This is a genomic window from Sulfuritortus calidifontis (assembly GCF_003967275.1).
In the GTDB taxonomy this organism is placed as follows: domain Bacteria; phylum Pseudomonadota; class Gammaproteobacteria; order Burkholderiales; family Thiobacillaceae; genus Sulfuritortus; species Sulfuritortus calidifontis.
In genome coordinates, this window is sequence record NZ_AP018721.1 from 2521452 (window position 1) to 2547372 (window position 25921).

The 25921-nt window shown below is 66.4% G+C and carries 25 protein-coding genes, 1 tRNA gene and 1 other RNA gene; 10 read left to right on the forward strand and 17 right to left on the reverse strand.

From position 1 onward, the window contains the following. Positions 1–47: 47 nt before the first annotated feature. The 3 genes from EL388_RS12710 (at position 48) to EL388_RS12720 (ending at position 3215) form a co-directional block, all read left to right on the forward strand. Positions 48–1097: a protein-glutamate methylesterase/protein-glutamine glutaminase gene (locus tag EL388_RS12710; protein ID WP_126463756.1), complete on the forward strand. Its 1050-nt coding sequence runs from the start codon at positions 48–50 to the stop codon at positions 1095–1097. A 95-nt stretch (positions 1098–1192) separates the two neighbouring features. Beyond that, a complete protein-coding gene (locus tag EL388_RS12715; RefSeq protein ID WP_126463757.1) occupies positions 1193–1501 on the forward strand; it encodes an STAS domain-containing protein in 309 nt (102 codons plus the stop codon). Positions 1502–1514: 13 nt separating this feature from the next. Further along, positions 1515–3215, forward strand: coding sequence for a fused response regulator/phosphatase (locus EL388_RS12720; protein ID WP_126463758.1), 1701 nt, complete (start codon positions 1515–1517; stop codon positions 3213–3215). A gap of 11 nt (positions 3216–3226) precedes the next feature. On the opposite strand, the gene ptsP is transcribed toward EL388_RS12720, so the two are convergent. From ptsP to EL388_RS12735, 3 genes are all read right to left on the reverse strand, one after another. Then, positions 3227–4948, reverse strand: a complete 1722-nt coding sequence (gene ptsP / locus EL388_RS12725) for a phosphoenolpyruvate--protein phosphotransferase (protein ID WP_126463759.1) — start codon at positions 4946–4948, stop codon at positions 3227–3229. 88 nt (positions 4949–5036) lie between these two features. Then, positions 5037–5306 (reverse strand): HPr family phosphocarrier protein, encoded by a 270-nt coding sequence (locus tag EL388_RS12730; RefSeq protein ID WP_126463760.1) that lies wholly within the window; start codon positions 5304–5306, stop codon positions 5037–5039. Then, positions 5299–5694, reverse strand: coding sequence for a PTS sugar transporter subunit IIA (locus tag EL388_RS12735; protein WP_126463761.1), 396 nt, complete (start codon positions 5692–5694; stop codon positions 5299–5301). The genes EL388_RS12730 and EL388_RS12735 overlap by 8 nt, the downstream gene beginning before the upstream one ends. A 93-nt stretch (positions 5695–5787) precedes the next feature. Between EL388_RS12735 and EL388_RS12740 the strand changes: the two genes are divergently transcribed. After that, a complete protein-coding gene (locus EL388_RS12740; protein WP_165919140.1) occupies positions 5788–6462 on the forward strand; it encodes a type 1 glutamine amidotransferase domain-containing protein in 675 nt (224 codons plus the stop codon). Between the two features lie 92 nt (positions 6463–6554). Continuing rightward, positions 6555–10316 carry a DUF3683 domain-containing protein gene (locus EL388_RS12745; RefSeq protein WP_126463763.1) on the forward strand — a complete coding sequence of 1254 codons (3762 nt, stop codon included), beginning with the start codon at positions 6555–6557 and terminating at the stop codon, positions 10314–10316. Positions 10317–10362: 46 nt separating this feature from the next. Here the strand turns inward: EL388_RS12745 and slmA are convergent, their stop codons facing one another. The 10 genes from slmA to EL388_RS12795 all read right to left on the reverse strand — a co-directional run bounded on the left by slmA (position 10363) and on the right by EL388_RS12795 (position 19550). Continuing rightward, positions 10363–10950, reverse strand: coding sequence for a nucleoid occlusion factor SlmA (slmA, locus tag EL388_RS12750; RefSeq protein ID WP_172599405.1), 588 nt, complete (start codon positions 10948–10950; stop codon positions 10363–10365). Beyond that, a complete protein-coding gene (locus EL388_RS12755) occupies positions 10950–11267 on the reverse strand; it encodes a DUF4936 family protein (protein WP_126463765.1) in 318 nt (105 codons plus the stop codon). Before EL388_RS12755 ends, slmA begins: the two co-directional genes overlap by 1 nt. Beyond that, complete coding sequence (ygfZ, locus tag EL388_RS12760; RefSeq protein WP_232019132.1) at positions 11264–12262, reverse strand: CAF17-like 4Fe-4S cluster assembly/insertion protein YgfZ; 999 nt, start codon at positions 12260–12262, stop codon at positions 11264–11266. The genes EL388_RS12755 and ygfZ overlap by 4 nt, the downstream gene beginning before the upstream one ends. Before the next feature lie 105 nt (positions 12263–12367). Further along, complete coding sequence (locus tag EL388_RS12765) at positions 12368–14617, reverse strand: ATP-binding protein (protein WP_126463767.1); 2250 nt, start codon at positions 14615–14617, stop codon at positions 12368–12370. Positions 14618–14647: 30 nt separating this feature from the next. Further along, entirely contained in the window at positions 14648–15448 is an 801-nt protein-coding gene (locus EL388_RS12770; protein ID WP_165919139.1) for a phosphate/phosphite/phosphonate ABC transporter substrate-binding protein, read from the reverse strand. A gap of 322 nt (positions 15449–15770) precedes the next feature. Next, entirely contained in the window at positions 15771–16610 is an 840-nt protein-coding gene (locus tag EL388_RS12775; RefSeq protein ID WP_126463769.1) for an HlyC/CorC family transporter, read from the reverse strand. Beyond that, positions 16607–17080, reverse strand: a complete 474-nt coding sequence (gene ybeY / locus EL388_RS12780) for an rRNA maturation RNase YbeY (protein ID WP_126463770.1) — start codon at positions 17078–17080, stop codon at positions 16607–16609. The genes EL388_RS12775 and ybeY overlap by 4 nt, the downstream gene beginning before the upstream one ends. 11 nt (positions 17081–17091) lie before the next feature. Continuing rightward, positions 17092–18063: a PhoH family protein gene (locus EL388_RS12785; protein ID WP_126463771.1), complete on the reverse strand. Its 972-nt coding sequence runs from the start codon at positions 18061–18063 to the stop codon at positions 17092–17094. Further along, the gene (miaB, locus tag EL388_RS12790; protein ID WP_126463772.1) at positions 18063–19403 is read right to left on the reverse strand and encodes a tRNA (N6-isopentenyl adenosine(37)-C2)-methylthiotransferase MiaB; all 1341 of its coding nucleotides are present in this window, start codon (positions 19401–19403) and stop codon (positions 18063–18065) included. Before miaB ends, EL388_RS12785 begins: the two co-directional genes overlap by 1 nt. A 70-nt stretch (positions 19404–19473) precedes the next feature. Further along, a tRNA-Met gene (locus tag EL388_RS12795) sits at positions 19474–19550 on the reverse strand. Positions 19551–19734: 184 nt separating this feature from the next. Here EL388_RS12795 and EL388_RS12800 point away from each other — a divergent pair. Beyond that, entirely contained in the window at positions 19735–20064 is a 330-nt protein-coding gene (locus EL388_RS12800) for a hypothetical protein (protein ID WP_126463773.1), read from the forward strand. Here the strand turns inward: EL388_RS12800 and EL388_RS12805 are convergent. Genes EL388_RS12805 through msbA form a run of 3 tightly spaced genes read right to left on the reverse strand, consistent with a single transcriptional unit; the run spans position 20061 to position 23732 of the window. Further along, a complete protein-coding gene (locus EL388_RS12805) occupies positions 20061–21143 on the reverse strand; it encodes a COX15/CtaA family protein (RefSeq protein ID WP_126463774.1) in 1083 nt (360 codons plus the stop codon). The two genes, EL388_RS12800 and EL388_RS12805, sit on opposite strands and share 4 nt — an antisense overlap. Continuing rightward, positions 21140–22063, reverse strand: a complete 924-nt coding sequence (gene gluQRS / locus EL388_RS12810) for a tRNA glutamyl-Q(34) synthetase GluQRS (RefSeq protein ID WP_126463775.1) — start codon at positions 22061–22063, stop codon at positions 21140–21142. Before gluQRS ends, EL388_RS12805 begins: the two co-directional genes overlap by 4 nt. Continuing rightward, entirely contained in the window at positions 22044–23732 is a 1689-nt protein-coding gene (gene msbA / locus EL388_RS12815) for a lipid A export permease/ATP-binding protein MsbA (RefSeq protein WP_232019245.1), read from the reverse strand. Before msbA ends, gluQRS begins: the two co-directional genes overlap by 20 nt. 189 nt (positions 23733–23921) lie before the next feature. Here msbA and EL388_RS12820 point away from each other — a divergent pair, with 189 nt between their 5' ends. From EL388_RS12820 to EL388_RS12835, 4 genes are all read left to right on the forward strand, one after another. Further along, on the forward strand, positions 23922–24116 hold the full coding sequence (locus EL388_RS12820) for a hypothetical protein (protein WP_126463777.1): 195 nt from the start codon (positions 23922–23924) through the stop codon (positions 24114–24116). Between the two features lie 2 nt (positions 24117–24118). Continuing rightward, positions 24119–24430, forward strand: coding sequence for a cell division protein ZapA (locus EL388_RS12825; RefSeq protein ID WP_126463778.1), 312 nt, complete (start codon positions 24119–24121; stop codon positions 24428–24430). Then, positions 24429–24609, forward strand: a non-coding RNA gene (gene ssrS / locus EL388_RS12830) — 6S RNA. The genes EL388_RS12825 and ssrS overlap by 2 nt, the downstream gene beginning before the upstream one ends. Before the next feature lie 8 nt (positions 24610–24617). Beyond that, a complete protein-coding gene (locus EL388_RS12835; RefSeq protein WP_126463779.1) occupies positions 24618–25235 on the forward strand; it encodes a 5-formyltetrahydrofolate cyclo-ligase in 618 nt (205 codons plus the stop codon). On the opposite strand, the gene EL388_RS12840 is transcribed toward EL388_RS12835, so the two are convergent. Continuing rightward, positions 25220–25921, reverse strand: coding sequence for an ABC transporter ATP-binding protein (locus EL388_RS12840; RefSeq protein ID WP_207899558.1), 702 nt, complete (start codon positions 25919–25921; stop codon positions 25220–25222). The genes EL388_RS12835 and EL388_RS12840 overlap by 16 nt on opposite strands.

The following is a 25921-nucleotide window of genomic DNA, read 5'->3' on the forward strand; positions in this document are numbered from 1 at the left end:
TGCCGCAGCCCATCCTGTCGCCACGCCGGCCCTGAACGAACCCAGCCATGTTCAAAATCAAAGTCCTCATCATCGACGACTCCGCGCTGATCCGCAGTGTGCTCAAGGAGCTGATCAACAGCCAGCCCGACATGGAGGTAGTCGGTGTCGCGCCCGATCCCTACGCCGCGCGCGAGCTGATCAAAGAGACCAATCCCGACGTGCTCACCCTCGATGTCGAGATGCCGAAGATGAATGGCCTCGAGTTTCTCGAGAAACTGATGCGCCTGCGGCCGATGCCGGTGGTGATGATCTCGACCCTGACCGAGGAAGGCTCCAACGTCACCCTCAAGGCCCTGGAACTGGGCGCGGTGGATTTCATCACCAAACCCAAGCTGGGCGTGACCGAGGGCATGCAGACGCTGACCGACGACATCGTCGGTCGCATCCGCATCGCGGCGCAGGCCCGCATCCGCCGGCACAGCGCCAGCACCGTGGCGCCGAATCGGCCGCAGCCGATCAGCGGCCACATCCTGCATACCACGGAGAAGGTAATCTTCATCGGTTCCTCGACCGGCGGCACCGAGGCGCTGAAGGAGGTGCTGACCCGGATGCCGGCCGATGCCCCGGCGATCATGATGACCCAGCACATGCCGGAGACCTTCACCCAGTCCTTCGCCCAGCGATTGAACAGCCTGTCGGCCATGACCGTGAAAGAGGCCGTGCATAACGAACGGATCATGCCCGGCCATGCCTACCTGGCGCCGGGTCACTCGCATCTCCTGGTCCGCCGCAGCGGCGCCTACTACTACGCCGAGCTGTCGCAGGCGGCACCGGTCAACCGCCACCGGCCCTCGGTCGACGTCCTGTTCAACAGCGCCGCCCAGGCGGTCGGCGCCAACGCCATCGGCGTCATGCTCACCGGCATGGGCCGCGACGGCGCAGCGGGCATGCTGGCCATGCGCGAGGCCGGGGCCTACACCATCGCCCAGGACGAAGCGAGCTGTGTGGTCTACGGCATGCCCAAGGCGGCGGTGGAGGTCGGCGCCGTGCAGGAAGTGGCGCCGCTACAGAACATCGCCGGGCGCATCCTCGACCGGCTGGCGCAGCGTGGCTGAGCATCCGCCCGAGGCCCTGCCAAGCGCGCGCAGGCACGCTATCATGCAAATTGATACCTTTTTCCGCAGTACCGTCAGTGATCGAAGGGGAGACCATGCAAATCAGCAGCCGCAGCACCGACAACCAGACCACCCTGTCGCTCCAGGGTCGCTTCGATTTCCACACCCACCGGGACTTCCGGGGCGCCTACGAACAGGCCCTGGAAGATGCCGCCACCCGCGAGATCGTCATCGACCTCGGCGGCGTCGACTACCTCGACAGCTCGGCCCTGGGCATGCTGTTGCTCTTGCGCGAGCGGGCCGAGAGCCTGGGCAAGACCGTGTCCCTGAGCAAGATGCAGGGCACGGTCAAGCAAGTCCTCGACGTCGCCAATTTCGACAAGATCTTCGTCATGAAGCCTTGAGCCGGACGCCTCGATGCGACCGCTCAAGGTCCTGATCGTCGACGACACCCTGGCCAACGCCAAGCTGGTCGAGACTGTCGTCAACCGCCTGGGCCACACCTCGATCCTGGCCGAAAACGGCCAGCGCGCCCTCGATCTGTTCGAATCCGAGCAGCCCGACCTGGTGCTGATGGACGTGATGATGCCGGTGATGGATGGCATCACCGCCACCCAGGCCCTGCGTGCCCGCCTGCGCAGCCTCAATAGATGGGTGCCGATCCTCCTGCTGTCAGCCCTCGACGACATCAGCGACATCGTGCGCGGCCTCGAGGCCGGCGCCGACGACTATGTGGTCAAGCCGGTCAACATCCAGCTGCTCAAGGCCAAGCTGCAGAACTTCACCCACCAGGTCGAGATGCAGGAACAGATCCTGCGGCACACGGCCGAACTGGAACACTGGCACGCCATGGCCCAGCAGCAGTCCGAGCTGGGCAGCCACATCATGGACCGCCTGATCAACGCCGGCGGCGTCAGCAACGCCCTGGTCAGCCAGTTCAACATCCCGGCCGACACCTTCAGCGGCGACCTGATCTGCGCCGCGCGCACACCGGACGACATCACCCATCTGCTGCTGGCCGACGCCACCGGCCACGGTCTGCCGGCGGCGCTGAGCGCCATCCCCATCGCCGGCGCCTTCTATCGGATGACCGAAAAGGGCTTCCCGATCTCCAGTATCGCCCGCGAGATGAATACCAAGCTGCGCCAGTTTCTGCCGGCCGACCGCTTCGTCGCCGCCACCCTGGCCGCGATCGACGTCAAGGACCAGGTGATCGAGGTCTGGAACGGTGGCAATCCCAGCGCCCTGCTGATCGGCGCGAGTGGCAATCTGCTCAAGGACTGGCCTTCGCAGCACCCGCCGCTCGGCGTGCTGCCCGAGGCGGCGTTCTCCGAACTGGTCGAGACCATCAGCTACAAGGAAGACTGCAACCTGTTGATCTGTTCCGACGGCCTCTGGGAAGCGGAAAGTCCCAGCGGCCAGCGCATCGACCGCGGGCGCATCCTCGACCTGTTCGCCGCGACCGACAAGGATCAACACCTGACAGGCCTGCAGTCACTGGTGCAAAACCACTTGGCCGGGGCTCCCGCCCTGGACGACATCTCCGGCCTGCTGGCCTGGATTCCCATCGAGCGCCGGGCCGTGCCGCGCGTCGAGGGCGGCCAGGCAAAGCCCCATCTCTCGCACAAGGGCGAATGGCACCTGGCCATCTCCTACTGGGCTGACGAATTGAAATACCTCGACGTCGTGCCCGACCTGCTGGACCTGATCTGCCAGGTCCAGGTGTTGAAGCCGCACAAGAGTTCGCTGTTCATCGTCCTCTCAGAGCTGTTCAACAACGCCCTCGATCACGGCTTGCTCGGGCTCGACTCCAAGCTGAAGGCGAGCGGCGACTTCGAACAATACATGCAACAACGGGAGGCCAGGCTGACTGAGTTGGATGACGGCCGGATCGACATCAGCTTCTGGCTGCACAACAGCGACGACGCGACTGTGCTCGATATCAAGCTGACCGACAGTGGCGACGGCTTCGATTACGAGCGGTATCTGGATGAAGAAAGCCTGCTCAGACAGACCGCGCTGCCGCACGGCCGTGGCCTGGCCCTGGTCCGCAGCCTGTGCAGCCAGCTGCGCTATGCCGGCAGCGGCAACCAGGTGATCGCCCGCTACGTTTTGTAATCCGGCAAGGATCAGCCGTTCAGGCGCTCGAGCAGGGCCTGGATGCGCAGCGGGTCGCCGGCCTTGAGCAGCTTGGTCGCCTGCGGCGTCAACTCGCCGACATGGCTGCGCAGGACCTGCTGCTTGACCGAGAGCAGGTGGGCCGGATGCATGGAGAAACTGCGCAGGCCCAGGCCCAGCAGCAGCCGGGTCAGTTTCGGGTCGCCCGCCATCTCGCCGCAGACCGAGACCGACTTCTTCAAGCGCCGGCCGACCGCCAGGGTGTGGCGGATCAACTGGATCACCCCCGGATGCAAGGGATCATAAAGGTGGGCCACCGCGTCGTCGGTGCGGTCGATCGCCAGGGTGTACTGAATCAGGTCGTTGGTGCCGATGGAGAGGAAATCCAGTTTCTTGGCGAACCACTCGGCCGCCAGGGCGGCGGCAGGGATCTCGATCATGCCGCCGACCGGGATGGCCTCATCGAACAAATGCCCGTCCTGGCGCAGGCTGTCCTTGGCCTGCTCGATCAGGGCCAGGGCCTGGTCGAGTTCGGCCAGGCTGGCCAGCATGGGGATCAGGATGCGTGCCCGACCGTAATGACTGGCGCGCAGGATGGCGCGCAGCTGGGTCAGGAACAGCTGCGGCTCGGACAGGCAGAGCCGGATTGCGCGCAGGCCCAGGGCCGGGTTGACGCTGGCCTGCGGCAGCCAGGCCAGCGACTTGTCGGCGCCGACGTCGAGGGTACGGATCACCACCGGCCGACCCTTGGTCGCCTCGACCACATGGCGGTAGGCCTCGAACTGCTCCTCTTCCGACGGCAGGTCGGCCCGGTTGAGGAAGAGGAATTCGCTGCGGAACAGGCCGATGCCGGCCGCCTTCTCCTCCATCGCCTCATGCACGTCCTGCGGCATGTCGATGTTGGCCAAGAGCTCCACCTCGATGCCGTCGAGCGTGGTCGACGGACTGGTCTTCAGCCGCTTGAGCTTCTGCTGTTCCAGCCGCCACTGGTTGTGGCGTAGCCGGTATTCCTCGAGGACGGTGTTGTCGGGATCGACGATGACCACGCCGGCCACGCCGTCGACGATCAGCATGTCGCCTTCGTTGATCAGGCCGCGGGCGTTGTGCAGCGCCATGACCGAGGGCAGGTTCAGGCTGCGTGCGAGGATGGCGGTGTGCGAGGTGCTGCCGCCCAGATCGGTGATGAAGGCGGCGAAGGTCTGCCGCTTGAACAGCACCATGTCGGCCGGCGACAGGTCGTGGGCGACCAGCACCGAAGGCTCGTCGGCCAGCTTGAGCGGGGCATGGCCGGGATGCCCCATCAGGGCCTTGAGGATCTTGTCGGCCACCTGCCGCACGTCGTGCTTGCGCTCGCGCAGGTAGGCGTCCTCGATCGCCTCGAACTGGCCGATCAGGGCCTCGGTCTGCTGGGCCAGCGCCCATTCGGCATTGCAGCGGGTGTCCTGGATCAGCTGCTTGGGCACCTCGGCGATCATGGAGTCGTCGAGAAACATCAGATGCAGGTCGAGAAAGGCCGCCAGCTCAGCCGGCGCACCTTCCGGGATGTGGTCGCGGGTCGACAGCATCTCGGCCCGCACCTGCTCGATCGCCTCGGCGAAACGGGCGATCTCCTCGGCCAGATGCTCCTCGCGCAGCACATAGTGCGGCACCTCCAGCCGGGCATGGGAATACAACTGGGCACGGCCGATGGCATAGCCGCCGGAGACGCCGATACCGTGCAGGGTGAAGCTCATGACGCGTGAGGCGTGAGGGGTGAGGCGTGAGGAGCAAATGCCCGGAGTGTTTTTCGCCTGACGCCTAACACCTCACGCCTCACCATGATCACTCCCCCTCGCCGAATTTGTCCGCGATCAACGCGACCAGGGCATCGGTAGCCTCGGCCTCGTCCGGGCCGTGCACCTCCAGCTTGAGCCGGCTGCCCTTGGCCGCGGCCAGCATCATCACGCCCATGATGCTCTTGGCGTTGACCCGGCGACTCTCGCGCGAGAGCCAGACCTCGGATTGGAACTGGCCGGCCAGGCGGGTCAGCTTGGCCGAGGCCCGGGCATGCAGGCCCAGCTTGTTGATGATGTCGACTTCGCGTTCAACCATGGCAGTGGGTCACGTGGAAGGTGCCGTCGCGGCCGCCCTGCAGGGCGCGCTCGATCAAGGTGGGCAGGGGCTCGTGCCGATAGGTCAGCACCTTGAGCAGCATGGGCAGGTTGACCCCGGCCACCAGTTCGATCCGGCCCGGCTCGATCAGGCTGCACAGCATGTTGCAGGGGGTGGCGCCGTAGATGTCGGCCATCACCAGCACACCGTCGCCGGTGTCGAGCTCGGCCAGCTGGGCGCGGGCGACGGCGACGATCTCGGTGGTGTTGGAGCAATCGTGGATGTCCAGCGGCAGCAGCTTGGCGGGTCGACCACCGAGGACATAGGTGGCGCATTCGATGAGGCTTTCGCCCAAGGTGCCGTGGGCGACGATGAGAAGACCGATCATGTAGACTGTGCCGTGTCGTGCGAATTTCGGCGCTATTTTACCCTTGCCCAGCCCATGGCCCGCATCCTTTTTGTACTTAGCTCGGCTAGTGCATTGCACCTAAGTGACGGCCGCGATATCGCCACCGGTTTCTGGGCCCAGGAGTTCATCCCGCCCTTCGAGGCCTTCCGCCAGGCCGGCCACAAAGTCGACATCGCCACCCCGGAAGGCCGGCCGGCGGTGCTCGACGCCCTCTGCCTCGCCCCCGAGTTTCACCAGGACGACCCCGGCCGCCCTGCGCGGCTGCAGGCCGCCCTGGCCGCCCTGCCCGACTGGCAGGCGCCGCTCGCAGCAACGGCCGTCAACGCCGAGGATTACGCGGCGATCTTTTTCCCCGGCGGCCATGGCCCGGTGGTCGATCTGGCCGGGGATGCGGCGGTCGGCCGTCTGGTCGCGGCCATCCATGGCGCCGGCGGCCTCATCGGCGCCATCTGTCACGGCCCCGCCGGGCTGTTGCCGGCGCGCGCGGCTGGCCGCTGGCCCTTCGCCGGCTACCGCATGACCTGCTTCTCGCCCGAGGAAGAACGCGAGGCCGGCCTGGCCGAGCGCCTGCCCTGGCTGCTGGCCGAGCGCCTGGCCGCCCTGGGCGGGCAGCTCACCTTCGCCCCGCCCGGCCAGGCCCATGTCGTGGTCGACCGGCGCCTCATCACCGGCCAGAACCCGGCCTCGGCGCCGGGCCTGGCCCAAGCCATGCTGAATGCGCTGACCACGCGCGGTGCGGGGTTATAAAAGCCGCGCCGGCCAAGTAAAATCACGACTTTAAGCGCGCCCGAGAAGGCGCGGAGCGGCAGTCGAGTATCGCCCCGCTCCGCACTGACCCCATGACCGAACGCATCCGCGAGATCCCCTACAACTACACCTCCTTCTCCGACCGGGAGATCATCCGCCGCCTGCTCGGCGCCGAAGGCTGGGGCCTGATCGAGGAACTGCGCGGCGAGCGCCGCACCGGCCGCTCGGCCCGGATGCTGTTCGAGGTGCTGGGCGACATCTGGGTGGTCTCGCGCAACCCCTACCTGGAAGATGACCTGCTGGCCAACCCCAAGCGGCGCGCCCTCTTGGTCGCCGCCCTGCGTCACCGCCTGAACGAGATCGAGAAGCGGCGCCAGGGCAACGCCAAGGTCGGCCGCGTCCTGGAACTGGCCAATCGCGCGGTCGACGCCTTCGAGGCCGGCTTCGAAGAAACCGCGAAGCTCCGGCGCGAACTGACCCGCCGCCTGGCCCGCCACACCCGGCGCGACAACATCGGCTTCGACGGCCTGGCGCGGGTCTCCCACGTCACCGACGCCACCGACTGGCGCGTGGAATACCCCTTCGTGGTGCTGACGCCGGATGCGGCCGAGGAGGTTCCGGCCTTGGTGCGCGAACTGGCCGAACTCGACTTCACCGTCATCCCGCGCGGCGGCGGCACCGGCTACACCGGCGGCGCGGTGCCGCTGTCGCGCCGCTCGGCCGTGATCAACACCGAGAAGTTCGACCACCTCTCGCCGGTGGAATACCGCATCCTGCCCGGTCACACGGCGGCCACCGCGGTGATCACCTGCGGCGCCGGCGTGGTCACCCGCCGGGTGATGGAGGCGGCCGAGCGCGCCGGCCTGGTGTTCGCGGTCGATCCGACCTCGGCCGACGCCTCGTGCATCGGTGGCAACGTGGCCATGAACGCCGGGGGCAAGAAGGCGGTGCTCTGGGGCACGGCGGTGGACAACCTGGTGTCCTGGAAGATGGTGACGCCGCAGGCCGACTGGCTGGAGGTGGTTCGGCTCGACCACAACCTGGGCAAGATCCACGATGCCGAGACCGCCCGCTTCGAACTGCGCCGCCTCGATGCCGCCGGCCGACCCAAGGGCGCCCCCGAGATCCTGGCGATCCCGGGCAGCCAGTTCCGCAAGCAGGGCCTGGGCAAGGACGTCACCGACAAATTCCTCGCCGGCCTGCCCGGCATCCAGAAGGAAGGCTGCGACGGCCTGATCACCGAGGCGACCTTCATCCTGCACCGCCTGCCCGGCCATGCCCGCACGGTCTGCCTGGAATTCTTCGGCACCGCGCACGAGGCGGTGCCGGCCATCGTCGAGATCAAGCGTCACCTCGATGCCAAGCCCGGCGGCGTGCTGCTGGCCGGCCTGGAACACCTGGACGCCCGCTACGTGAAGGCGGTGGGCTATGCGACCAAGGCCAACCGGCCCGGTCGGCCGAACATGGTGCTGCTGGCCGACCTGGTCGGCGACAACGAGGCCGCCGTGGCCGAGGCCGCCAGCCGCATCGTGCAGATCGCCAACAATCGCGGCGGCGAGGGCTTCATCGCGGTCAGCGCCGAGACCCGGCGCAAGTTCTGGCTCGACCGCGCCCGCACCGCCGCCATCGCCGCCCACACCAACGCCTTCAAGATCAACGAGGACGTGGTCATCCCGCTCGACCGCATGGCCGACTACACCGACGGCGTCGAGCGCATCAACATCGAACTGTCGATCAAGAACAAGCTGGCCCTGCTCGACGAGTTGGAGCCCTTCCTGCGCGGCCCGCTGCCGCTGGCCGAAGACGAGGACACGATCGCCGACCCGGAGCACACCGAGGAACGCCGCCGCCGCGCACTGGCGCTGATCGCCAGCGTGCGCGCCCGCTGGCAAGGCTTGCTCGATCGGCTGGCCGACGCTGCCGTGTTCCGCCAGCTGCAACTCAAGGAAGAGCGCGTCTCCTGGAAGCGCGAGGTGCGCAACGAGCTGCGCCAGATCTTCACCGGGCGCGAATACGCGCCGGTGCTGGCCGAATGCGAGGCCATCCACCGGCGCGTGCTCAAGGGCCGGGTCTTCGTCGCCCTGCACATGCATGCCGGCGACGGCAACGTGCACACCAATATCCCGGTCAATTCCGACGACTACGCCATGCTGCAGACCGCCAACGCGGCGGTGCACCGGATCATGCAATTGGCGCTCGATCTCGGCGGCGTCATCTCGGGCGAACACGGCATTGGCATCACCAAGCTCGAATTCCTCACCGACGAAGCGCTGTCCGCCTTCGCCGCCTACAAGCACAAGGTCGATCCCGAAGGCCGGTTCAATGCCGGCAAGCTGGCGCCCGGCGCCGACCTCGCCAACGCCTACACGCCGTCGTTCTCCCTGCTCGAACTGGAATCGCTGATCATGGAGCAGTCGGAGATCGGCGCCATCGCCGACTCGATCAAGGACTGCCTGCGCTGCGGCAAATGCAAGCCGGTGTGCAATACCCACGTGCCGCGCGCCAATCTGCTCTATTCCCCGCGCAACAAGATCCTCGGCACCTCGCTCCTGATCGAGGCCTTCCTGTACGAGGAGCAGACCCGGCGCGGCATCTCGCTCAAGCATTTCGACGAGTTCAACGACGTCGCCGACCACTGCACGGTCTGCCACAAGTGCAAGAATCCCTGCCCGGTCGACATCGACTTCGGCGACGTCTCGGTCGCCATGCGCAACTTCCTGCGCGAGCAGGGCAAGAAGCGCTTCAGCCCCGGCTCGGCCCTGGCCCTGTTCTTCCTCAACGCCACCTCGGAGCGGGTGATCGACCTCACCCGCAAGGCGGCCATCGAGTGGGGCTACCAGGCCCAGCGCCTGGGCCACGCCGTGGTCAAGCGGCTCGGCCTGGGGCGCAGCGAGCTGCGCCGGCCGCCCGCCTCGGTCGGCCCGGCCAAGCCGGTGACCCAGGTCATCCACTTCCTCAACCGGCCGCTGCCCGACAAGCTGCCGAGCAAGACCGCGCGCGCCCTGCTCGGCCTGACCGACCCCAAGGTGGTGCCCATCCTGCGCGACCCGGCCAAGGTGGGCGAGGAGGCCGAGGCGGTGTTCTACTTCCCCGGCTGCGGCTCCGAGCGCCTGTTCTCGCAAGTGGGCCTGGCCACCCTGGCCTGGCTCTACGAGCTGGGCGTGCAGACCGTGCTGCCGCCGGGCCAGCTCTGCTGCGGCTACCCGCAGACCGCCAGCGGCCGGCGCGACCAGGGCGAGGCGATCACCACCGCGAACCGGGTGCTGTTCCACCGCATCGCCAACACCCTGAACTACCTCGACATCAAGACGGTGATCGTCTCCTGCGGCACCTGCCTCGACCAGTTGAAGGACTACCAGTTCGAGAAGATCTTCCCCGGCTGTCGCCTGCTCGACATCCACGAGTACCTGTACGAAAAAGGCATAAAGCTGGAAGGCGTGACCGGCATGAAGTACATGTTCCACGACCCCTGCCACAGCCCGATGAAGCAGCACAACCCGATCGCCACGGCCAAGGCCCTGCTCGGCGCCGAGGTGAAGCTGTCGGAACGCTGCTGCGGCGAGGCCGGCAGCTTCGCCGCCGCGCGGCCCGACATCGCCACCCAGGTGCGCTTCCGCAAGGCCGAGGAGATCCAGCGCGTCGCCGGCGAACTGCGCGGCGGCAGCGAAGCCCCGGTCAAGCTGCTCACCGCCTGCCCATCCTGTCTGCAAGGCCTTTCCCGCTACGAGGCGGAGGCCGGGGTCGAGGCCGACTACCTGATCATCGAGATGGCGCGCCACCATTTCGGTGAAGAATGGCTGCAGGGCTTCATCGAACGGGCGAATCAAGGCGGGATTGAACGGGTACTGCTGTAACCCAGTTTGCCATTCCCGCCTTCGCAGGCGTGGCAGGGCGGGCGCTTTATGGCGCCACTGCTCGCATCAGCAGCGGCCACTGGCCATCCCATTGCGCGGTCGGGTTCTGCTTGAAGCCGCCCTTGACGAACTGATGCCAGCGGCCGTGGACGAAGCTCAGGCAGAGATTGGCCGCGGCATTGGCATCGACCCCCTCGGCCAGGTCGTTCTGGCTGGCGGCGATGCGCAGGGCCTGGCGCAGGCTGGCCTCCAGGCGATCGAACAACTGGTTCATCCGCGCCTGCAGGCGCTCGTTTTCATTGACCAGGGCCTCGCCGGTGAGCACCCGGGTCATGCCCGGGTTCTTCTCGGCGAAACCGAGCAGCAGGGCGAGCATGCCGCGCACCTGCTCCAGGCCGCGAGTCTCCTCGGTGGACAGCTTGTTGATCAGCCCGAACAGGGTGGACTCGATGAATTCGATCAGGCCCTCGTACATCTGGGCCTTGCTCGCGAAGTGACGGTAGAGCGCGGCCTCGGACACCTCGAGCCGGGCCGCCAGGGCGGCGGTGGTGACCTTTTCCGCCTGCGGGCTCTCCAGCATCTCGGCCAGAACCTGCAGGATTTGCAGCTTGCGTTCTCCCGGTTTGCTCGCCATCAGATCTCCTTAACAGCACAGGCCGGCACCGCAGCGCCGGGCGACTCGACAAAACACTCGACATGGCGGCGATCGGCCAGCCGCACCTCGATATCGAATTGGTCGACCAATGCCTGCAGTACGCGCTCAAAAGCAGCCGGCTCGGCCACGGCCTCGTAGACCTCCATCCAGGTAGCCGGCGCATCGCGCCGCTTCAGCAAGCGGCCAGCCACGCCGGTACGGCAGGCCAAACGCGCCTGCATGCCGCGTACTGCCTGTTCCAACTCGCGGTCGTCGGCGTCCGCCACCCGGTACCAGACGTAATAACCTACGCTCACAGGCTGTAGGGCAAAGGCTCGAACCTAAGCTGGGGACCGTCGGGCCGCTGCCAGCGCACCTCACCGGCCTCGAAGCTGGACACCTGCATCACCGCAAGCACATCGCTGCCGCCCTCGGGCGCCGGTGCTGCATTGGCGATGACACCGCAGGCCTGACCCGGCAGGTCGGGACTGAACAGTTCGTCGCCGGGCCGGACGGCAGCCTCGACATGGGCCAGATAGGTGCGGCGCTTGATCTTGCCCAGGTACTGGGTACGGGCGACGATCTCCTGGCCGGGGTAACAGCCCTTCTGGAAGCTGATGCCGTGCAGCACTTCCATGTTGAGCATCTGGGGCACGAACTGGTCCTGGGTCGGGGCCAGCACCATGGCCACGCCGGCCCGGATCATCAGCCAGTCCCAGGCGGGCGCGCCGACCGGGCGCGCCTCGGTGGTCAGCGCCTGCCAGACGCGCTGGGCGTGGTCGGGCTGGACGAAAAGGTCGAAGCGGTTGTCGCCCAGTTGCACGGCGAAGGCCGAATCGGTGTGCAGCACGCTCATCATGCCCTGGGGCGCGGCCCCGATCGCGGCGACCAGCGCTTCACGGGCGCCGATGCCGTTGAGACCGAGTCGCACCCACTCTGGACCGGCGTCACGGGCCTTGACCTTCGAGCGCAGGATGAACATCGACAGCTTCTTCTGCACGGCCTCGCGCACGGCCTCGGGCAGCATGAGCAGGACGCCGGCATCGCGGCGGAAGACCAGGAAGTTGGCGAGCAACCGGCCCTTGGCGGTGCAATAGCCGGCGAACAGGGCCGCCTCGGGTTTGAGGCCGCGCATGTCGTTGGTCAACTGGCCGTGGAGGAAGGTTTGGGTATCCTCGCCCTCGAAACCGATCAGACCGTAATGCGAGAGGTCGGCCACCACCAGTCCGTCACGCGCGGTGCGCAGTTCTTCGGCCGGGGCGCCAAAATGCTTGACGGCGCCGCCCTCGATCGCGGCGCCTTGCGTTTGCAAGTATTCACTCCAAGCGTGGATCATGATTCATGCGGCATTCAGGATAACGAACAGCCGGTAAGGTAAAGGCAGCGGCGGCAAAAGACAAGCGATCGAGCCAGCCGCTCAGCCCTCTTGCGGGCAATATCTTTCGACCGCGGCGTACAGTTCGTCAGCACGGAAGGGCTTGGCCATGAAGGCGTCCATGCCCAGGGCGAGACAGCGCTCGCGATCGGTGGTCAAGGCGCTGGCGGTCACTGCGACGATGGGCGTGCGTCGGCCGCTGCCGCGCTCCATCTCCCGGATGCGGACGGTCGTTTCATAGCCATCGAGCCCGGGCATCTGCAGGTCCATCAGGATCAGGTCGAACTGCCGGCCCTGCTGCAGCAGGGCCAGGGCCTGCTCACCATCCTGCGCCAGGGTGACGCCGTAACCCCGCTTCTCCAGCAGGGCCTGGACCAGTTTCTGGTTGACCGGCACGTCCTCCACCAACATCACCTGGCAGGTTGCCGCCACGGCCTGGGCGGACCGCTCGGGCGTCTCCGTCTCCGGCGCGGGGGGCGCACCCGCCACCGCCAGTTCCACCGTGAAATGGAAGGTGCTGCCCTGACCCAGAACGCTTTCGGCCCAGATGCGGCCGCCCATCATCTCGGCCAGGCGGCCGCAGATCGACAGGCCGAGGCCGGTACCGCCGAAACGGCGGGTCATCGAGGCGTCGACCTGGGAGAAGGCCTTGAAGATGCTGTCGAGCTGCTCGGCCGGGATGCCGATGCCGGTATCGCTGACCGCCAGATGCAGGCGCACGCCATGCTCCAGGTGCTGGTCGACCGTGACCTGGACCTTCACCCCGCCCCGCTCGGTGAACTTGAGGGCATTGCCCAGCAGGTTGAGCAGGATCTGTCGCAACCGGGCGGGATCGCCGACCAGGAACTGAGGCACGTCGGCTGCGATGTTCCACTCGAGCGCCAGACCCTTGTCCTTGGCCTGGATCGCCAAGGTGCGCACGGCGCCGCTGACCACGCTCTCAAGCTCGAAGGTGATGTGCTCCAGCTCCAGCCGGCCGGCTTCGATCTTGGAAAAATCGAGGATGTCGTTGAGCACCGTGAGCAGGGCCTCGGCCGAGCTCTTGACGATATTGAGATAGTCGCGCTGCTCTTCAGTCAGTTCGCTGTCCAGTGCCAGCTCGGTCATGCCCAGGATGCCGTTCATCGGCGTGCGGATCTCGTGGCTCATATTGGCGAGGAACTCGCTCTTGGCCCGGTTCGCCGTCTCGGCTGCATCCTTCGCCATGTGCAGTGCCCGGGCCATGGCCTTTCTTTCGCTGATGTCGTGGCCGATATTGATCTCGCCGATGCGCTTGCCGTCGGCATCGAACAGGGGCGATGCGGAGATCGAGACATCGAGCAGGCGGGCATCGCGGGTCAGCAGTTGGCTCTCGAAGCGGGTACCGGCGATGGCGTGGCGCACACGGTCGAGCCACTGGGCCAGCTCGCCCTGACGCGAATCCGGCAACAGGAAGCCGACTGAGCGTCCCATCACCTCCTGTGCCGGATAGCCGTACAGTCGCTCGGCACCCTGGTTCCAGCTGAGGACATGGCCTTCCAGGTCAAGGGTGAGGATGGCGTCGTCCGATTGCTCGACCACCAAAGCGAGCCGGCGATTGGTCTGCTCGCTGACCCGGACCTTGGCCAGCAACTCCTCGATACTGGCCGCCATCTGGTTGAACGCAGCAGCCGTGCTGGCGATCTCGGGCGGGCCGGCCACCGTCGCCCGTTCCGACAGCTCGCCGTCGCCGAAGCGCTTCACCGTTTGCGCGAGTCCAGTCAACGGCTTCAGCCCCTGACGCAGCATCATGCCCAGCAACACGACCAGACCGATGAGGAAAACCAGCGATGCGATGAGGGCTTGCCGGCTGACCTGCCAGGCGTTTTCCACCACCATCGCCAGGGAAGGTTCGATCAGCAGTTCGGCATAGGTGATGCCGCCCAGGGTGATGGTCGATTGATAGGAGGCGATCTCCTCGTTGAGCAGCCCGGTGAACCAGGCCGGCGCGGAGATCACCGTGTCCGCGCCCTTGCCGCGGGTCTGCGCGATGACCTGATAGGGCACGGCCTGGTAGACCACGATCCGGGCCAGGCCGCGGTAGCGGCCGACGCTGTCCAGCGTCTGCTGCACGGTCTCGATGTCGCCGACGACCAGGGTCTGACGCAACACCGGCAACAGCGCGGCCGCCACCGAGCGGATGTTATCCTCGGCCGCCTGTCGCTCGCTCTCGACTTGGCTGCGCACCTGGAACAGCAAACCGGCCAGCGTCACCAAGAGCAGCCCCAGGCTGGTCAGCCAAAGCACACGGGCGGATAGGCTCAACTTAGGCATAAGCGGCCGCGAGGCTGCGCCGGATTGGAATCACTGTCCCATCTGACGGTAGACCCGACGGACATTGTCATAGTCCTTGTCGGTAGCCGGCTCGAAGCCAGGTAACTGGCTTCTGGCCAGGATGGCCCTGGCCTTGGGGTCGTGCGCCATCCCGGTCAGGGCCTTCTGAATCTCCTGCACCTTGGCCTTGGCCACCCGCGGATGCACCACGATGGCCAAGTCGTAATAGGGTTCGGAGGTATAGAGGCTGCGGAACTTGAGATTCTTGCGCTCGGCATATTGCTCGAGCGAGCGGGAATTGGCCGCGACGGCATCGGCCAGGCCGGCCACCGCCTGGGCCATGGCGCCCTCCTGATTGCCGGCAAAGACCTCGGCCTCCTTGATGCCGGCACCGATCAGGGCGACCTTGGGCACGGCATAGGCCATGAAGGCCTCCTGCGAAGGATAGGCCACCCGCTTGCCGTTCAGTTGCGCCAGCGTCTTGATCGGACTGTCCTCCAACACGGCGATGGTGCCATGCACCGGCTTGCTGCCGAGCCGGGCGATCACCTTGTAGACGCCGTCATATTCCTTCTGGAAATTGTGGTTGGTGAAGATCAGGTCGAATTCGCCGCGCCCCATCATGGCGTCGGTTTCCAGCACGGTCGTGCCCATCTTCAATTGGAAGCTCAGGCCGGTCGCCTCGCCCAGATATTGCAGCACGGGGTTCCAGCGCTCGGCGGTCAGCTGCGGACTTTGCTGGTTGAGCACGCCGAACACCAGCGGCCCGGACTGCGCCCAAGCCAGGCCAGCCGCCACATACAGTCCGGCCGCCACGACGATTCGCTGCACAAACCCCATTCTGCCGTCCTCCTGAGCTGTTTTTCGCCCGATTTCCGCCAATAGTATCGGTTCCGAGCTGGCAAGTTAAGCCTTTGATTCAGTATGGCCGCCGGCGGCCAACTGCCTCACGTCCCCGGCGGACGACAGCCTTCTCGGCAGGCCAGGATGGAGAAGTGGCGCAAGTACCACCAAAGCAGGAGCGGCAAGGCCAGGACCAAGGCCCACTGCCACCATGTCTGCGGCGCCTGCCCGTCCTGCAGCCAGTGGACGAGCAGGCTCAGCGCCGGAAACAGAGGGAGCAGCAGAAGGAACAGCAGAACCGCGCGCATGCTTAGAGCAGCGAGGCCTGCGGCAGCTGTTCGACCAGCAGGGTATGCAGCCGCCGGCTGTCGGCGCGCAGGACATGGAAGCGGAAGCCGTCGATCTCGACCGACTCGCCCCGCTTGGGCAGGCGGCCGAAGCGATTGGTCACCAGGCCGCCAACGGTGTCGAACTCCTCTTCCGACAGGTGGGCGCCCAGGGTCTCGTTGAAGTCGGCGATCTCGGTCTGGGCCTTGACCCGCCAGCCGCCGCTCCTGTCGCGCAGGATGTTGGCCTCGGCCTCGTCGTAGTCGTATTCGTCCTCGATATCGCCGACGATCTGTTCGAGCACGTCCTCGATGGTGACCATGCCGGAGACACCGCCGTATTCGTCGACCACGATGGCGATGTGGTTGCGCGAGGCGCGGAACTCGCGCAGCAGCACGTTGAGCCGTTTCGACTCGGGCACGAAAATGGCCGGCCGCAGCCAGTCGCGCAGGTTCACCGCCTCGCCGGCACAGATACGCAGCAGATCCTTGGCCAGCAGGATGCCGACCACGTCGTCGCGCTCGGCATCGACGGCGGGGAAACGGGAGTGGGCCGCCTCGATGACGAAGGGCAGGATCTTCTCGGGCGGATCGTTGATGTCGACCACGTCCATCTGGGCGCGCGGGATCATGATCTCGCGCACCTGGCGCTCGGACACCTGGAGCACGCCCTCGATCATGGTCAGGGCGTCGGCATCGAGCAGGTTGTGGTCGTAGGCGGCGTGCAGGACTTCCAGCAGCTGCTCGCGGTCTTCCGGCTCGCGCAGGAGCCAGGAGGTCAGGCGTTCGATAAGACTAGGTCGGGGACTACTGTCGTCGCTCATCGGTAGGGATCGGGGTAACCCAATGATTGAATGATAAAGCTTTCCAGGGCTTCCATGACAGTGGCGTCCCGGTCGACCTCATGGTCATAGCCCTGCAAATGCAGGAAACCGTGCACGATCAGATGGGCATAGTGGGCCGGCAAAGACTTTTTCTGTTCCCTGGCCTCGCGCGCCACCACCGGTGCGCAGAGCACGATGTCGCCGGTCAATGTACTTGTCTCGGGGTCTTCACCGTAGACGAAGGTGAGCACGTTGGTGGCATAGTCCTTGCCGCGGAAATCGCGGTTGAGCGCGCGCCCCTCGGCCTCGCCGACGATGCGCAGCGTGGCCTGGATGTCCCGTTGGAGCGCGGCGACGGCCCAACGCCGCAGCTCGGCCCGCGTCGGCAGGGTCTTGTTGCCGACCGCGAACTGCACGGCCAGGCTCAGCCTGGGCCTGGCCGGCCTGTTCGCCGCCTTGGCGCTTGGCATGGCCTTCTCCCTTAACCCTCTCCCGGCGGCGGGAGCGGGGAACGTTGTGGCTGCGCGCCTGAGGCATAGGCGTCGTAGGCGTCGATGATGCGCGCCACCAGCGGGTGGCGCACGACGTCCTCGTTGCCAAATTCGGTGAAGGCGATACCGCGCACCTCGCGCAGCGCCGCCCGGGCCTCGACCAGGCCGCTCTTCTGGCCGCGGGCGAGGTCGATCTGGGTGACATCGCCGGTGACCACGGTCTTGGAACCGAAACCGATGCGGGTCAGAAACATCTTCATCTGCTCCGGCGTGGTGTTCTGCGCCTCGTCCAGGATGATGAAGGCATGGTTCAGGGTACGGCCGCGCATGAAGGCGAGCGGCGCCACCTCGATCACACCCTTCTCGAACAGCCGGGTCACCTTGTCGAAGCCCATCAGATCGTAGAGCGCGTCGTAGAGCGGGCGCAGATAGGGGTCGACCTTCTGTACCAGATCGCCCGGCAGGAAGCCCAGGCGCTCGCCGGCCTCCACCGCCGGCCGCACCAGGACCAGGCGCTTGACCAGGTCGCGCTCCAGGGCGTCGACCGCGCCGGCCACGGCCAGATAGGTCTTGCCGGTACCGGCCGGGCCGATGCCGAAGGTGACGTCGAACTCCTGGATCTGGCGGATGTAGTCGTTCTGCCGCGGCGTGCGGCCGTGCAGGCCGGCGCGCCGGGTCATCAACACCGGCATGTCGTCCTGTGGTTCGATCGAGTGGCCAACCTCGACCAGGGCGAGCTGGATGTCATCGAGGTCCAGCGGCTTGCGCGCGCGCTGATAGAAGTCCTGGAGCAGGCGTGCCGCCTGTTCCACCTTGTCCTGGGCGCCGTCCAGGCGGAAGGTCTCGCCCCGGCGGGCGATGCGAATGTTGAGCGCGACCTCGATCTGGCGCAGGTTCTCGTCCAGCACCCCGCACAGATTGGCCAGGTGGGTGTTGTCGACGTCGGCGAAAGTGACTTCCATCAGGCGCTCTCGGCCATCAGCACCACCTCGCCGCGCAGGCTGTTGGGATAGGCCCGGATGATGCGGACATCGACGAAATGGCCGATCAGGCGGGCGTTGCCGGGGAAATTGACGATGCGGTTGTTGTCGGTGCGGCCTGACAGCTCGTTCGGGTCTTTCTTGGACGGGCCCTCGACCAGCACCCGCTGCAGCGTGCCGACCATGGCCTCGCTGTTGGCCTGGGCCTGCTTGTCCAGCTGGGCCTGCAGGCGGTACAGACGCTGCAGCTTCGCTTCCTGGGGGACGTTGTCGGCCAGGCTCGCCGCCGGCGTGCCGGGGCGCGGGCTGTAGACGAAGCTGAACGAGCCGTCGAAGCCCAGTTCCTCCACCAGCTTCATGGTCGCCTCGAAATCGGCCTCGGTCTCGCCGGGGAAGCCGACGATGAAGTCCGAGGCCAGGGAGAGATCGGGCCGCACCGCGCGCAGCTTGCGCACGATGGATTTGTATTCCAGAACCGTATAACCGCGCTTCATCGCCATCAGCACCCGGTCGGAACCGGATTGCACCGGCAGATGCAGATGCGACACCAGCTTGGGCAGCTTGGCATAGGCCTCGATCAGCCGCGGGGTGAACTCGCGCGGGTGCGAGGTGGTATAGCGGATGCGCTCGATGCCGGGAATCTCGGCGACATATTCCAGGAGCAGGGCGAAGTCGGCCGGCTCGCCGTCGGGCATGGCGCCGCGATAGGCGTTGACGTTCTGGCCCAGGAGGGTGACCTCCTTCACGCCCTGCTCGGCCAGGCCGGCCACCTCGGCCAGCACGTCCTCCAGCGGGCGGGAGACCTCCTCGCCCCGGGTATAGGGCACCACGCAGAAGGTGCAGTACTTGCTGCAGCCTTCCATCACCGAGACGAAGGCGCTGGCGCCCTCGACCCGGGCCGGCGGCAGGTGGTCGAATTTCTCGATCTCGGGAAAGGAGATGTCGACCTGGGGGCGGCCGGTCTCGCCGCGCTTGGCCATCATCTGCGGCAGCCGGTGCAGGGTCTGGGGGCCGAACACCAGATCGACATAGGGCGCCCGCTCGACGATGGCCGCCCCTTCCTGGCTGGCCACGCAGCCGCCCACCCCGATCACCAGATCGGGCTTGGCCTGCTTCAGGTGCTTGACCCGGCCGAGGTCGTGGAACACCTTCTCCTGCGCCTTCTCGCGCACCGAGCAGGTGTTGAACAGGATGACGTCGGCCTCTTCCGGGTTGTCGGTGGTCTCGAAGCCCTCGGCCGCGCCGAGCACGTCCGCCATCTTGGCCGAATCGTACTCGTTCATCTGGCAGCCGAAGGTCTTGATGAAAACTTTGCGGGGCATGAGGGGCTACAGGGGCAAAAACCTAATTGTAGCTTGGGGGAATATTCGGGAAATCAAGGAAATAGGGGTATGGTGGTGATGGGCGGACTTGAACCGCCGACCTACGGATTATGAATCCGTCGCTCTAACCGGCTGAGCTACATCACCACGCCGGAAAACACGGTCTTTCGGCCAGACAGCCGCCAAAAGAGCCCGCGATTATCCTTGGCCAGGGCTTTTTATGTCAAGGATTACAACGGTTTGCCATTAATGGTCGAGTTCGCCCTTGCGGGGCGGGGCGGATTGGCTATGGTAGTGGTACGGCGTCATACAACAAGTGGGAGTCACCGCCATGAACGCGAGCCGTCAAGAAATCAGTGAAACCCTGGAAGCCGCTGTTGAGCTACTTACCGCCATCCGCCTGAGTCAAAGCGCCTGCCAGCGCCTGCAAAACCTGGCGCATGGCGACGGATACGCGGAAGCGCACGACATCTGCACACATCTGCATCAAGTCCGGCAGGAGACGGAGCGGCTGCAGGAATCGCTCGATGCCGTACTGGGACAGGCGGAATCCATTGCCGGCAGCCTGGCCCCGCCGCCACAGCCAGCGCCCAAACCCGCGCCCAAGCGGGCCAAGGCCCAGCGTAGTCACCCTTCTCATTACAACTACAACGCCCACTAGGCCGCCATGGGCCAGCTGCCCTGCTCGCGCCGGCTGCGATAGAGCAGCCAGACCAGGGTGAGCACCAGCAGGGCGGCGCCGCCGTTGTGGGCAAGCGCGGCAATCAGGGGCCAGCCGAGCACGATATTGGACAGCCCGGTGGAAAACTGCAGGACGAGCAGGGCCCAGAGGGCACGGGAGAACTTGCGCAGCGAAGGCAGGCGGCCCAGCTTGAGCGCCAGCCAGGCCAGATAGGCCAGGACCACGACGGCGAAGGCGCGATGCAACCAATGGATGGCGACCAGGGATTGCCGGTCGAGCAGCTCGCCGCCGGCCGTGTGGCCGAGTTCGCGCCATAGGCTGAGGCCGTCGGCGAAATTCATCTCCGGCAGCCAGCTGCCGTTGCACTGAGGGAAGCCCTGGCAAGCCAGTACGGCATAGTTGGTGCTCACCCAGCCACCCAGGGCGATCTGGGCCACCAGCAAGCCAAAACCTAACAGCAAGGCCGATTGCAGGCGGCGCAGGGCGGCCAGGTCGTTCCGGCCGGGCGCAGCCGTGCGCTCGGCCGCCAGCCAGGCGAGCGCGGCCAGCAGGGCCATGCCGAGCAGGAGATGGAGGGTCACCATCAGCGGCATCAGCTTCAGGGTCACCGTCCAGGCACCGAAGGCACCCTGCACGCAGACCAGGGCCAGCAAGCCGGTGGCCGCCCACGGTGAATGGCCCAATGTGCGGCGCCGGGTCCAGGCCAACAGGGTCAGGGTCAGGATCAGGGCGCCCACCGCCATGGCGAAATAGCGGTGGAGCATCTCGATCCAGGCCTTCATCTCGGTCACCGGGCCGTGGGGCATGGCCGCCTCGGCCGCCGCGATGTCCGCCCCGGCATGAATCGGGTTGGAGGTGCCATAGCAGCCGGGCCAGTCCGGGCAACCCAGGCCGGAATCAGTCAGCCGGGTGAAGCTGCCGAACAGGATGAGGTCGAACACCAGGAAGGTGGTGATCCAGACCAGCTTGCGGTATTTGTCGGAGTCGCCGCTGACCCAGGCATAGCTCAGGGGCAGCAGGGCGATGAGCAGGCCGATGGCCAGCAGCTGGGCGATCACGCAATCTCCAAAGCTGTTTGATGGAACGGCCGGCGACCGCGCAAGGGCAGGCCGGCACCGGGCCAAAGCTCGCGGGCCTGGGCCCAGAACTCGTCAAGGTTGCCGACCGGCCTCACCTCACCGATGCCGAGGAAACCCAGGGCCGCCAGCAAGGCGGGCAGCGGCCGCCGCGCGTCGATCGGTGCGGCCAGGGTCTGCTTCGACAGCTTGTCGCCGGCGGCGTCGAGCACCACCGGCAGGTGCAGGTAGCGCGGCGTCGACAGGCCGAGGTATTCCTGCAGGGCGATCTGGCGCGGGGTCGAGGTCAACAGATCGGCGCCGCGCACGATGTCGGTGATGGCCTGCTCGGCGTCGTCCACCACCACCGCCAGTTGATAGGCATATACCCCGTCGGCCCGCTTGAGCACGAAGTCGCCCGACTCCGCCTGCAGGTTGCAGGCCACCCGGCCTTGCCAGGCATCATTGAAGGCGATGCGCCGGGCCGGCGCGATCAGGCGCAGCGCGGCCGGCTCGGAGAAGGGCGGCCGGTCGCGGCAGGCGCCGCTGTAGACCAGGCCGTCGATGCCGCGCTTGGCCGTCTCGGCGAGCTGCTTGCGGCTGCAGCGGCAGGCATAGACCAGGCCCTGCGCCTGCAACCGCTCCAGCGCCGCCTGATAGGCCTCGCCGCGCCGGCTTTGATACATCACCTCGCCGTCCCACTCGAAACCATAGGCCTCCAGCGCCCGCAGGATGGCATCGGCCGCGCCGGCCATCACGCGCGGGGTGTCGACGTCCTCCATGCGCAGCAGCCATTCACCTTCGTGGCTGCGGGCATCGAGATAGCTGCCGAGCGCGGCGACGAGAGAGCCGAAATGCAGGGGGCCGGTCGGCGAGGGGGCGAAGCGGCCGCGATAGCCGCGCTCAGTCGGCAGCCGCGTCATCCTGGAATTGCAGGGCATAAAGCCGGCTGTAGATGCCGCCCCGGGCGATGAGTTCGGCATGGCTGCCCTGCTCGGCGATGCGGCCGCGGTCGAGCACCACGATGCGGTCGGCCCGCTCCACGGTCGACAGGCGATGGGCGATGACCAGGGTGGTGCGGCCCTGCATCAGGTTCTCCAGGGCGGCCTGGACGTGGCGCTCGGACTCCGTGTCGAGCGCCGAGGTCGCCTCGTCCAGGATCAGGATGGGCGCATCCTTGAGCAGGGCGCGGGCGATGGCGATGCGCTGGCGCTGGCCGCCGGACAGCTTCACCCCGCGCTCGCCGACCAGGGTGGCGAAGCCCTGCGGCAGCTCCTCGATGAAGCCCAAGGCATGGGCCGCCTCGGCCGCACGCCGGATGTCGGCCATGCTCGCCTTGTCCTGCCGGCCGTAGGCGATGTTGGCCGCCACGCTGTCGTTGAACAGGATGACCTCCTGCGAGACCAGGGCGATGTTGGCGCGCAGGCTGGCCAGCTTGATCTCGCGCAGGTCGACGCCGTCAAGCAGGATGCGACCGCGGCTCGGGCAGTAGAAGCGGGGAATCAGGTTGACCAGGGTAGTCTTGCCGCTACCCGAGGGGCCGACCAGGGCCACGGTCTCGCCGGGTTCGACGACGAGGTCGATGCCGTCCAGCGCCGGGCTCGACTTGCTGTCGTAGGTGAGGGCGATATCCTCGAAGCGCAGTTCGCCCCTGGCCCGGCCGATCTCCTGCCGGCCGGTGTCGGGTTCGCCGGCCTGGTCGAGCAGGCGGAAGACGTCCTCGGCCGCCGCCAGGCCGCGCTGGATCGCCTCGTTGACGCTGGACAGCCGTTTCATCGGCGCGGCGATCAGCAGCATGGCGGTGATGAAAGAGACGAAACCACCGACCGTGGTCTGGTCGGCCGCCGCCTGCATAGTGGCGGCGTAGACGATGGCCGCCAGGGCGAAGGCGGCCATCATCTGCAGGATGGGGCTGTGGGCATAAGCCGCCACCGCCGATTTCATGGCGAACTTGCGTGCCTGGTTGATCGCCTCGAAAAAGCGGCCGCGCTCATAGTCCTGGCCGTCGAACACCTTGATCACCTTGTGGCCGGCAATGCTCTCTTCCAGCACATGGGTGATGTCGCCCAGATTCTGCTGCATCAGCCGGCTGGTCTTGCGCAGCCGGCGGCTGATGACGCTGAACACCCAGCCTGCTGCAGGTACCAGCACCAGGGTGATCAGGGCCAGGCGCCAGTTGATGTAGAACATCCAGCCGACCAGACCGAGGATGGTCAGGCTGTCGCGCACCACCGAGGTCAGGGCCACGGTGGCCGACTGGGTCACCTGGGTGACGTTGAAGGCCAGGGTGGACACCAGATGCCCGGTGGTGGCGTCGTCGAAATAGCGGGTCGGCTGCATCACCAAGCGGTCGAACATGTCCCGGCGCAGATCCATCACCAGCCGAGTGCCGACATCGGCCATGGCGTAATTGGAGATGAACATCACCACGCCGCGCACCAGGAACAGCGCGATCAGCGCGAGCGGGATCCAGCGGATGGCGTCGAGGTCGCGACTGACGAAGCTGCCGTCGAGCATGGGCTTCATCAGCGCCGGCAGCACCGGTTCGGTGGCCGCCATAATGACCATGGTCGCGATGGACAGGGCGAACATCCGCCAATGCGGGCGGACATAGGCGAGCAGCCGGAGATAGAGGTTTTTGCTGTCCAAATTACAACGCTTGGGTAAAGAGAAAAAATCCGCCAAAACAAGCCATTGACGGCGAAAATTAACGCCGATTATAGTGTGGCCAACCCGTTTCGGCGCCATCTTGCCGCAAAAGAGCCGGAAAATATCGCCTCGATGCTCGAACAATTCGATTCTCTCGAAACCAAGCTGTCGCAACTGATCGCCCGCTACCAGGCCGCGCGCGAGGAAAATCTGCGCCTGCGCCAGCAGGTGCTGGCCATGGAAAACGCCAACAAGCAATTGACCGAGCGCCTGGCCGAGGCGCGCGCCCGGGTTGAAAGCCTGTTCAACCAATTGCCCGAAGAATAGCGATGGCCAATTCCAAGAACGTCAGCCTCGACGTCACCATCATGGGCCGGGAGTTTCGCATCTCCTGCCCGGAGGACGAGAAGGCCGGGCTGATGCAGTCGGTCAATTTCCTCGACAAGAAGATGCGCGAGATCCGCGAGAGCGGCAAGGTCATCGGCATCGAGCGCATCGCCATCATGGCCGCGCTCAACATCGCCCACGACTATCTCAGCGGCAAGGGCGGCGACCTCGACCCCGACGCCGCCCAGGAGCGGATCGACCGGCTCAACGGCCTGCTCGACAACGCCCTGGCCGAGCAAGATAATCTGTTCTGACGCCCTGCTGCGTTCGCGAGGTGCGCGTATCTCTGAACCGATGCGTATGCGCCGGCTGCGGCTCGAGATCCGCTGGTGTGCGCGTGGCTTCGTCCCATGTGCCTGAGGCGGGTGCGCTGCGGCCAACCTCGAACCCCTGGGTTCGAGATTGCGCACTGGACGGCGTGCGCGGGGCGTCTTCCTCACCATGAACACCAGCGCCATTCCCGACAAGAAGACCCTGCGCGGCCAGCTGCGCCGCGCGCGCAATGCCGTCGGCCGGGCGGAGCGCCAGCTTGCCGCCCGGCGCATCGTCCGCCGCGCCCTGCATCTGCGTCTGCTGCGCCAGGGCCGCCGCATCGGCTTCTACATCCCGAACCAGGGCGAGCTCGACATCCTGCCCCTGCTCGAGCGCGCCCGCGCCCTGGGCGTCGACTGCTACCTGCCGCAGCTGCCCTTGCGCGCGCTGAAGAAACTGTGGTTCACCCGCCTGGGCGAAAAACCCCAGCACTGGAGCCTCAACCGCTTCGGCATCCCGGAATACCACGACCGCAGCGACAAGCGGCTGCGCATCGCCCAACTGGATCTGGTCTTCGTGCCGCTCTTGGGTTTCGACGATCAGGGCTATCGCATCGGCATGGGCGGCGGCTTTTATGACGCCAGCCTGGCCTTCCTGCATCGCCGTCGCCGCTGGCGCCGGCCGCGCCTGGTCGGCGTCGCCTTCGACTGCCAGCACGTGCCGGCGGTGCCTTACGACCCCTGGGATGTACCGCTGAACCTGGCCATCACCGAAAAACGCGCTTATCGGTTTTATTCGCCCAGATAGGCCGCCCGCACCTGCGGGTTGGCGGCCAGCTCGGCGCTGGGGCCTGACAGGGTGATCGCCCCGCTCTCCATGACATAGCCGCGGCTGCTCAGCTTGAGCGCGAGGTGGGCGTTCTGCTCGACCAGGAGGATGGTCACGCCTTCGCGCGCCACCATCTGGATCGTTTCGTAGATCTTCTGCACCATGAGCGGGGCCAGGCCCATGCTCGGCTCATCCAAAAGCAACAGGCGCGGCCGGCTCATCAGGGCGCGGCCGATGGCCAGCATCTGCTGCTCGCCGCCGGAGAGCAGGCCGGCGGTCTGCTGCCGGCGTTCCAAAAGGCGGGGGAACAGGCCGTAGACATGGTCGAGGTCGGCCCGCACCGCCGCCTGGTCGCGCCGGGTGAAGGCGCCCATGGCCAGATTCTCGGCCACGGTCAGGCGGGGGAAGATGCCGCGCCCCTCGGGCACCAGGGCGACACCGGCGGCGGCGATGCGGTGGGTCGGCCGGCCCTTGAGGCTCGCGCCGGCATAACGCACCTCGCCGCCATGCGGCTCCAGGCCGACGATGCCCTTGAGCGTGCTGCTCTTGCCGGCCCCGTTGGCGCCGATCAGGCAGACCAGTTCGCCCTCCTCGACCTTAAGCTCGATGCCGCGCACGGCCTGGATGCCGCCGTAGTGGATCTTGAGGTCTTTGACTTCGAGCAG

Bases quoted from the DNA above. Each gene is read 5' to 3' on its own strand.
- EL388_RS12715 (WP_126463757.1), top strand. From the start codon at position 1,193: ATGCAAATCAGCAGCCGCAGCACCGACAACCAGACCACCCTGTCGCTC.
- ybeY (WP_126463770.1), bottom strand. From the start codon at position 17,080: ATGCCAAGCGCCAAGGCGGCGAACAGGCCGGCCAGGCCCAGGCTGAGC.
- EL388_RS12730 (WP_126463760.1), bottom strand. From the start codon at position 5,306: ATGGTTGAACGCGAAGTCGACATCATCAACAAGCTGGGCCTGCATGCC.
- EL388_RS12745 (WP_126463763.1), top strand. From the start codon at position 6,555: ATGACCGAACGCATCCGCGAGATCCCCTACAACTACACCTCCTTCTCC.
- EL388_RS12735 (WP_126463761.1), bottom strand. From the start codon at position 5,694: ATGATCGGTCTTCTCATCGTCGCCCACGGCACCTTGGGCGAAAGCCTC.
- EL388_RS12825 (WP_126463778.1), top strand. From the start codon at position 24,119: ATGGCCAATTCCAAGAACGTCAGCCTCGACGTCACCATCATGGGCCGG.
- EL388_RS12785 (WP_126463771.1), bottom strand. From the start codon at position 18,063: ATGGAAGTCACTTTCGCCGACGTCGACAACACCCACCTGGCCAATCTG.
- EL388_RS12800 (WP_126463773.1), top strand. From the start codon at position 19,735: ATGAACGCGAGCCGTCAAGAAATCAGTGAAACCCTGGAAGCCGCTGTT.
- msbA (WP_232019245.1), bottom strand. From the start codon at position 23,732: ATGTTCGCCCTGTCCATCGCGACCATGGTCATTATGGCGGCCACCGAA.
- EL388_RS12720 (WP_126463758.1), top strand. From the start codon at position 1,515: ATGCGACCGCTCAAGGTCCTGATCGTCGACGACACCCTGGCCAACGCC.
- miaB (WP_126463772.1), bottom strand. From the start codon at position 19,403: ATGCCCCGCAAAGTTTTCATCAAGACCTTCGGCTGCCAGATGAACGAG.
- slmA (WP_172599405.1), bottom strand. From the start codon at position 10,950: ATGGCGAGCAAACCGGGAGAACGCAAGCTGCAAATCCTGCAGGTTCTG.
- EL388_RS12765 (WP_126463767.1), bottom strand. From the start codon at position 14,617: ATGCCTAAGTTGAGCCTATCCGCCCGTGTGCTTTGGCTGACCAGCCTG.
- EL388_RS12820 (WP_126463777.1), top strand. From the start codon at position 23,922: ATGCTCGAACAATTCGATTCTCTCGAAACCAAGCTGTCGCAACTGATC.
- EL388_RS12710 (WP_126463756.1), top strand. From the start codon at position 48: ATGTTCAAAATCAAAGTCCTCATCATCGACGACTCCGCGCTGATCCGC.
- EL388_RS12835 (WP_126463779.1), top strand. From the start codon at position 24,618: ATGAACACCAGCGCCATTCCCGACAAGAAGACCCTGCGCGGCCAGCTG.
- EL388_RS12775 (WP_126463769.1), bottom strand. From the start codon at position 16,610: ATGAGCGACGACAGTAGTCCCCGACCTAGTCTTATCGAACGCCTGACC.
- ptsP (WP_126463759.1), bottom strand. From the start codon at position 4,948: ATGAGCTTCACCCTGCACGGTATCGGCGTCTCCGGCGGCTATGCCATC.
- gluQRS (WP_126463775.1), bottom strand. From the start codon at position 22,063: ATGACGCGGCTGCCGACTGAGCGCGGCTATCGCGGCCGCTTCGCCCCC.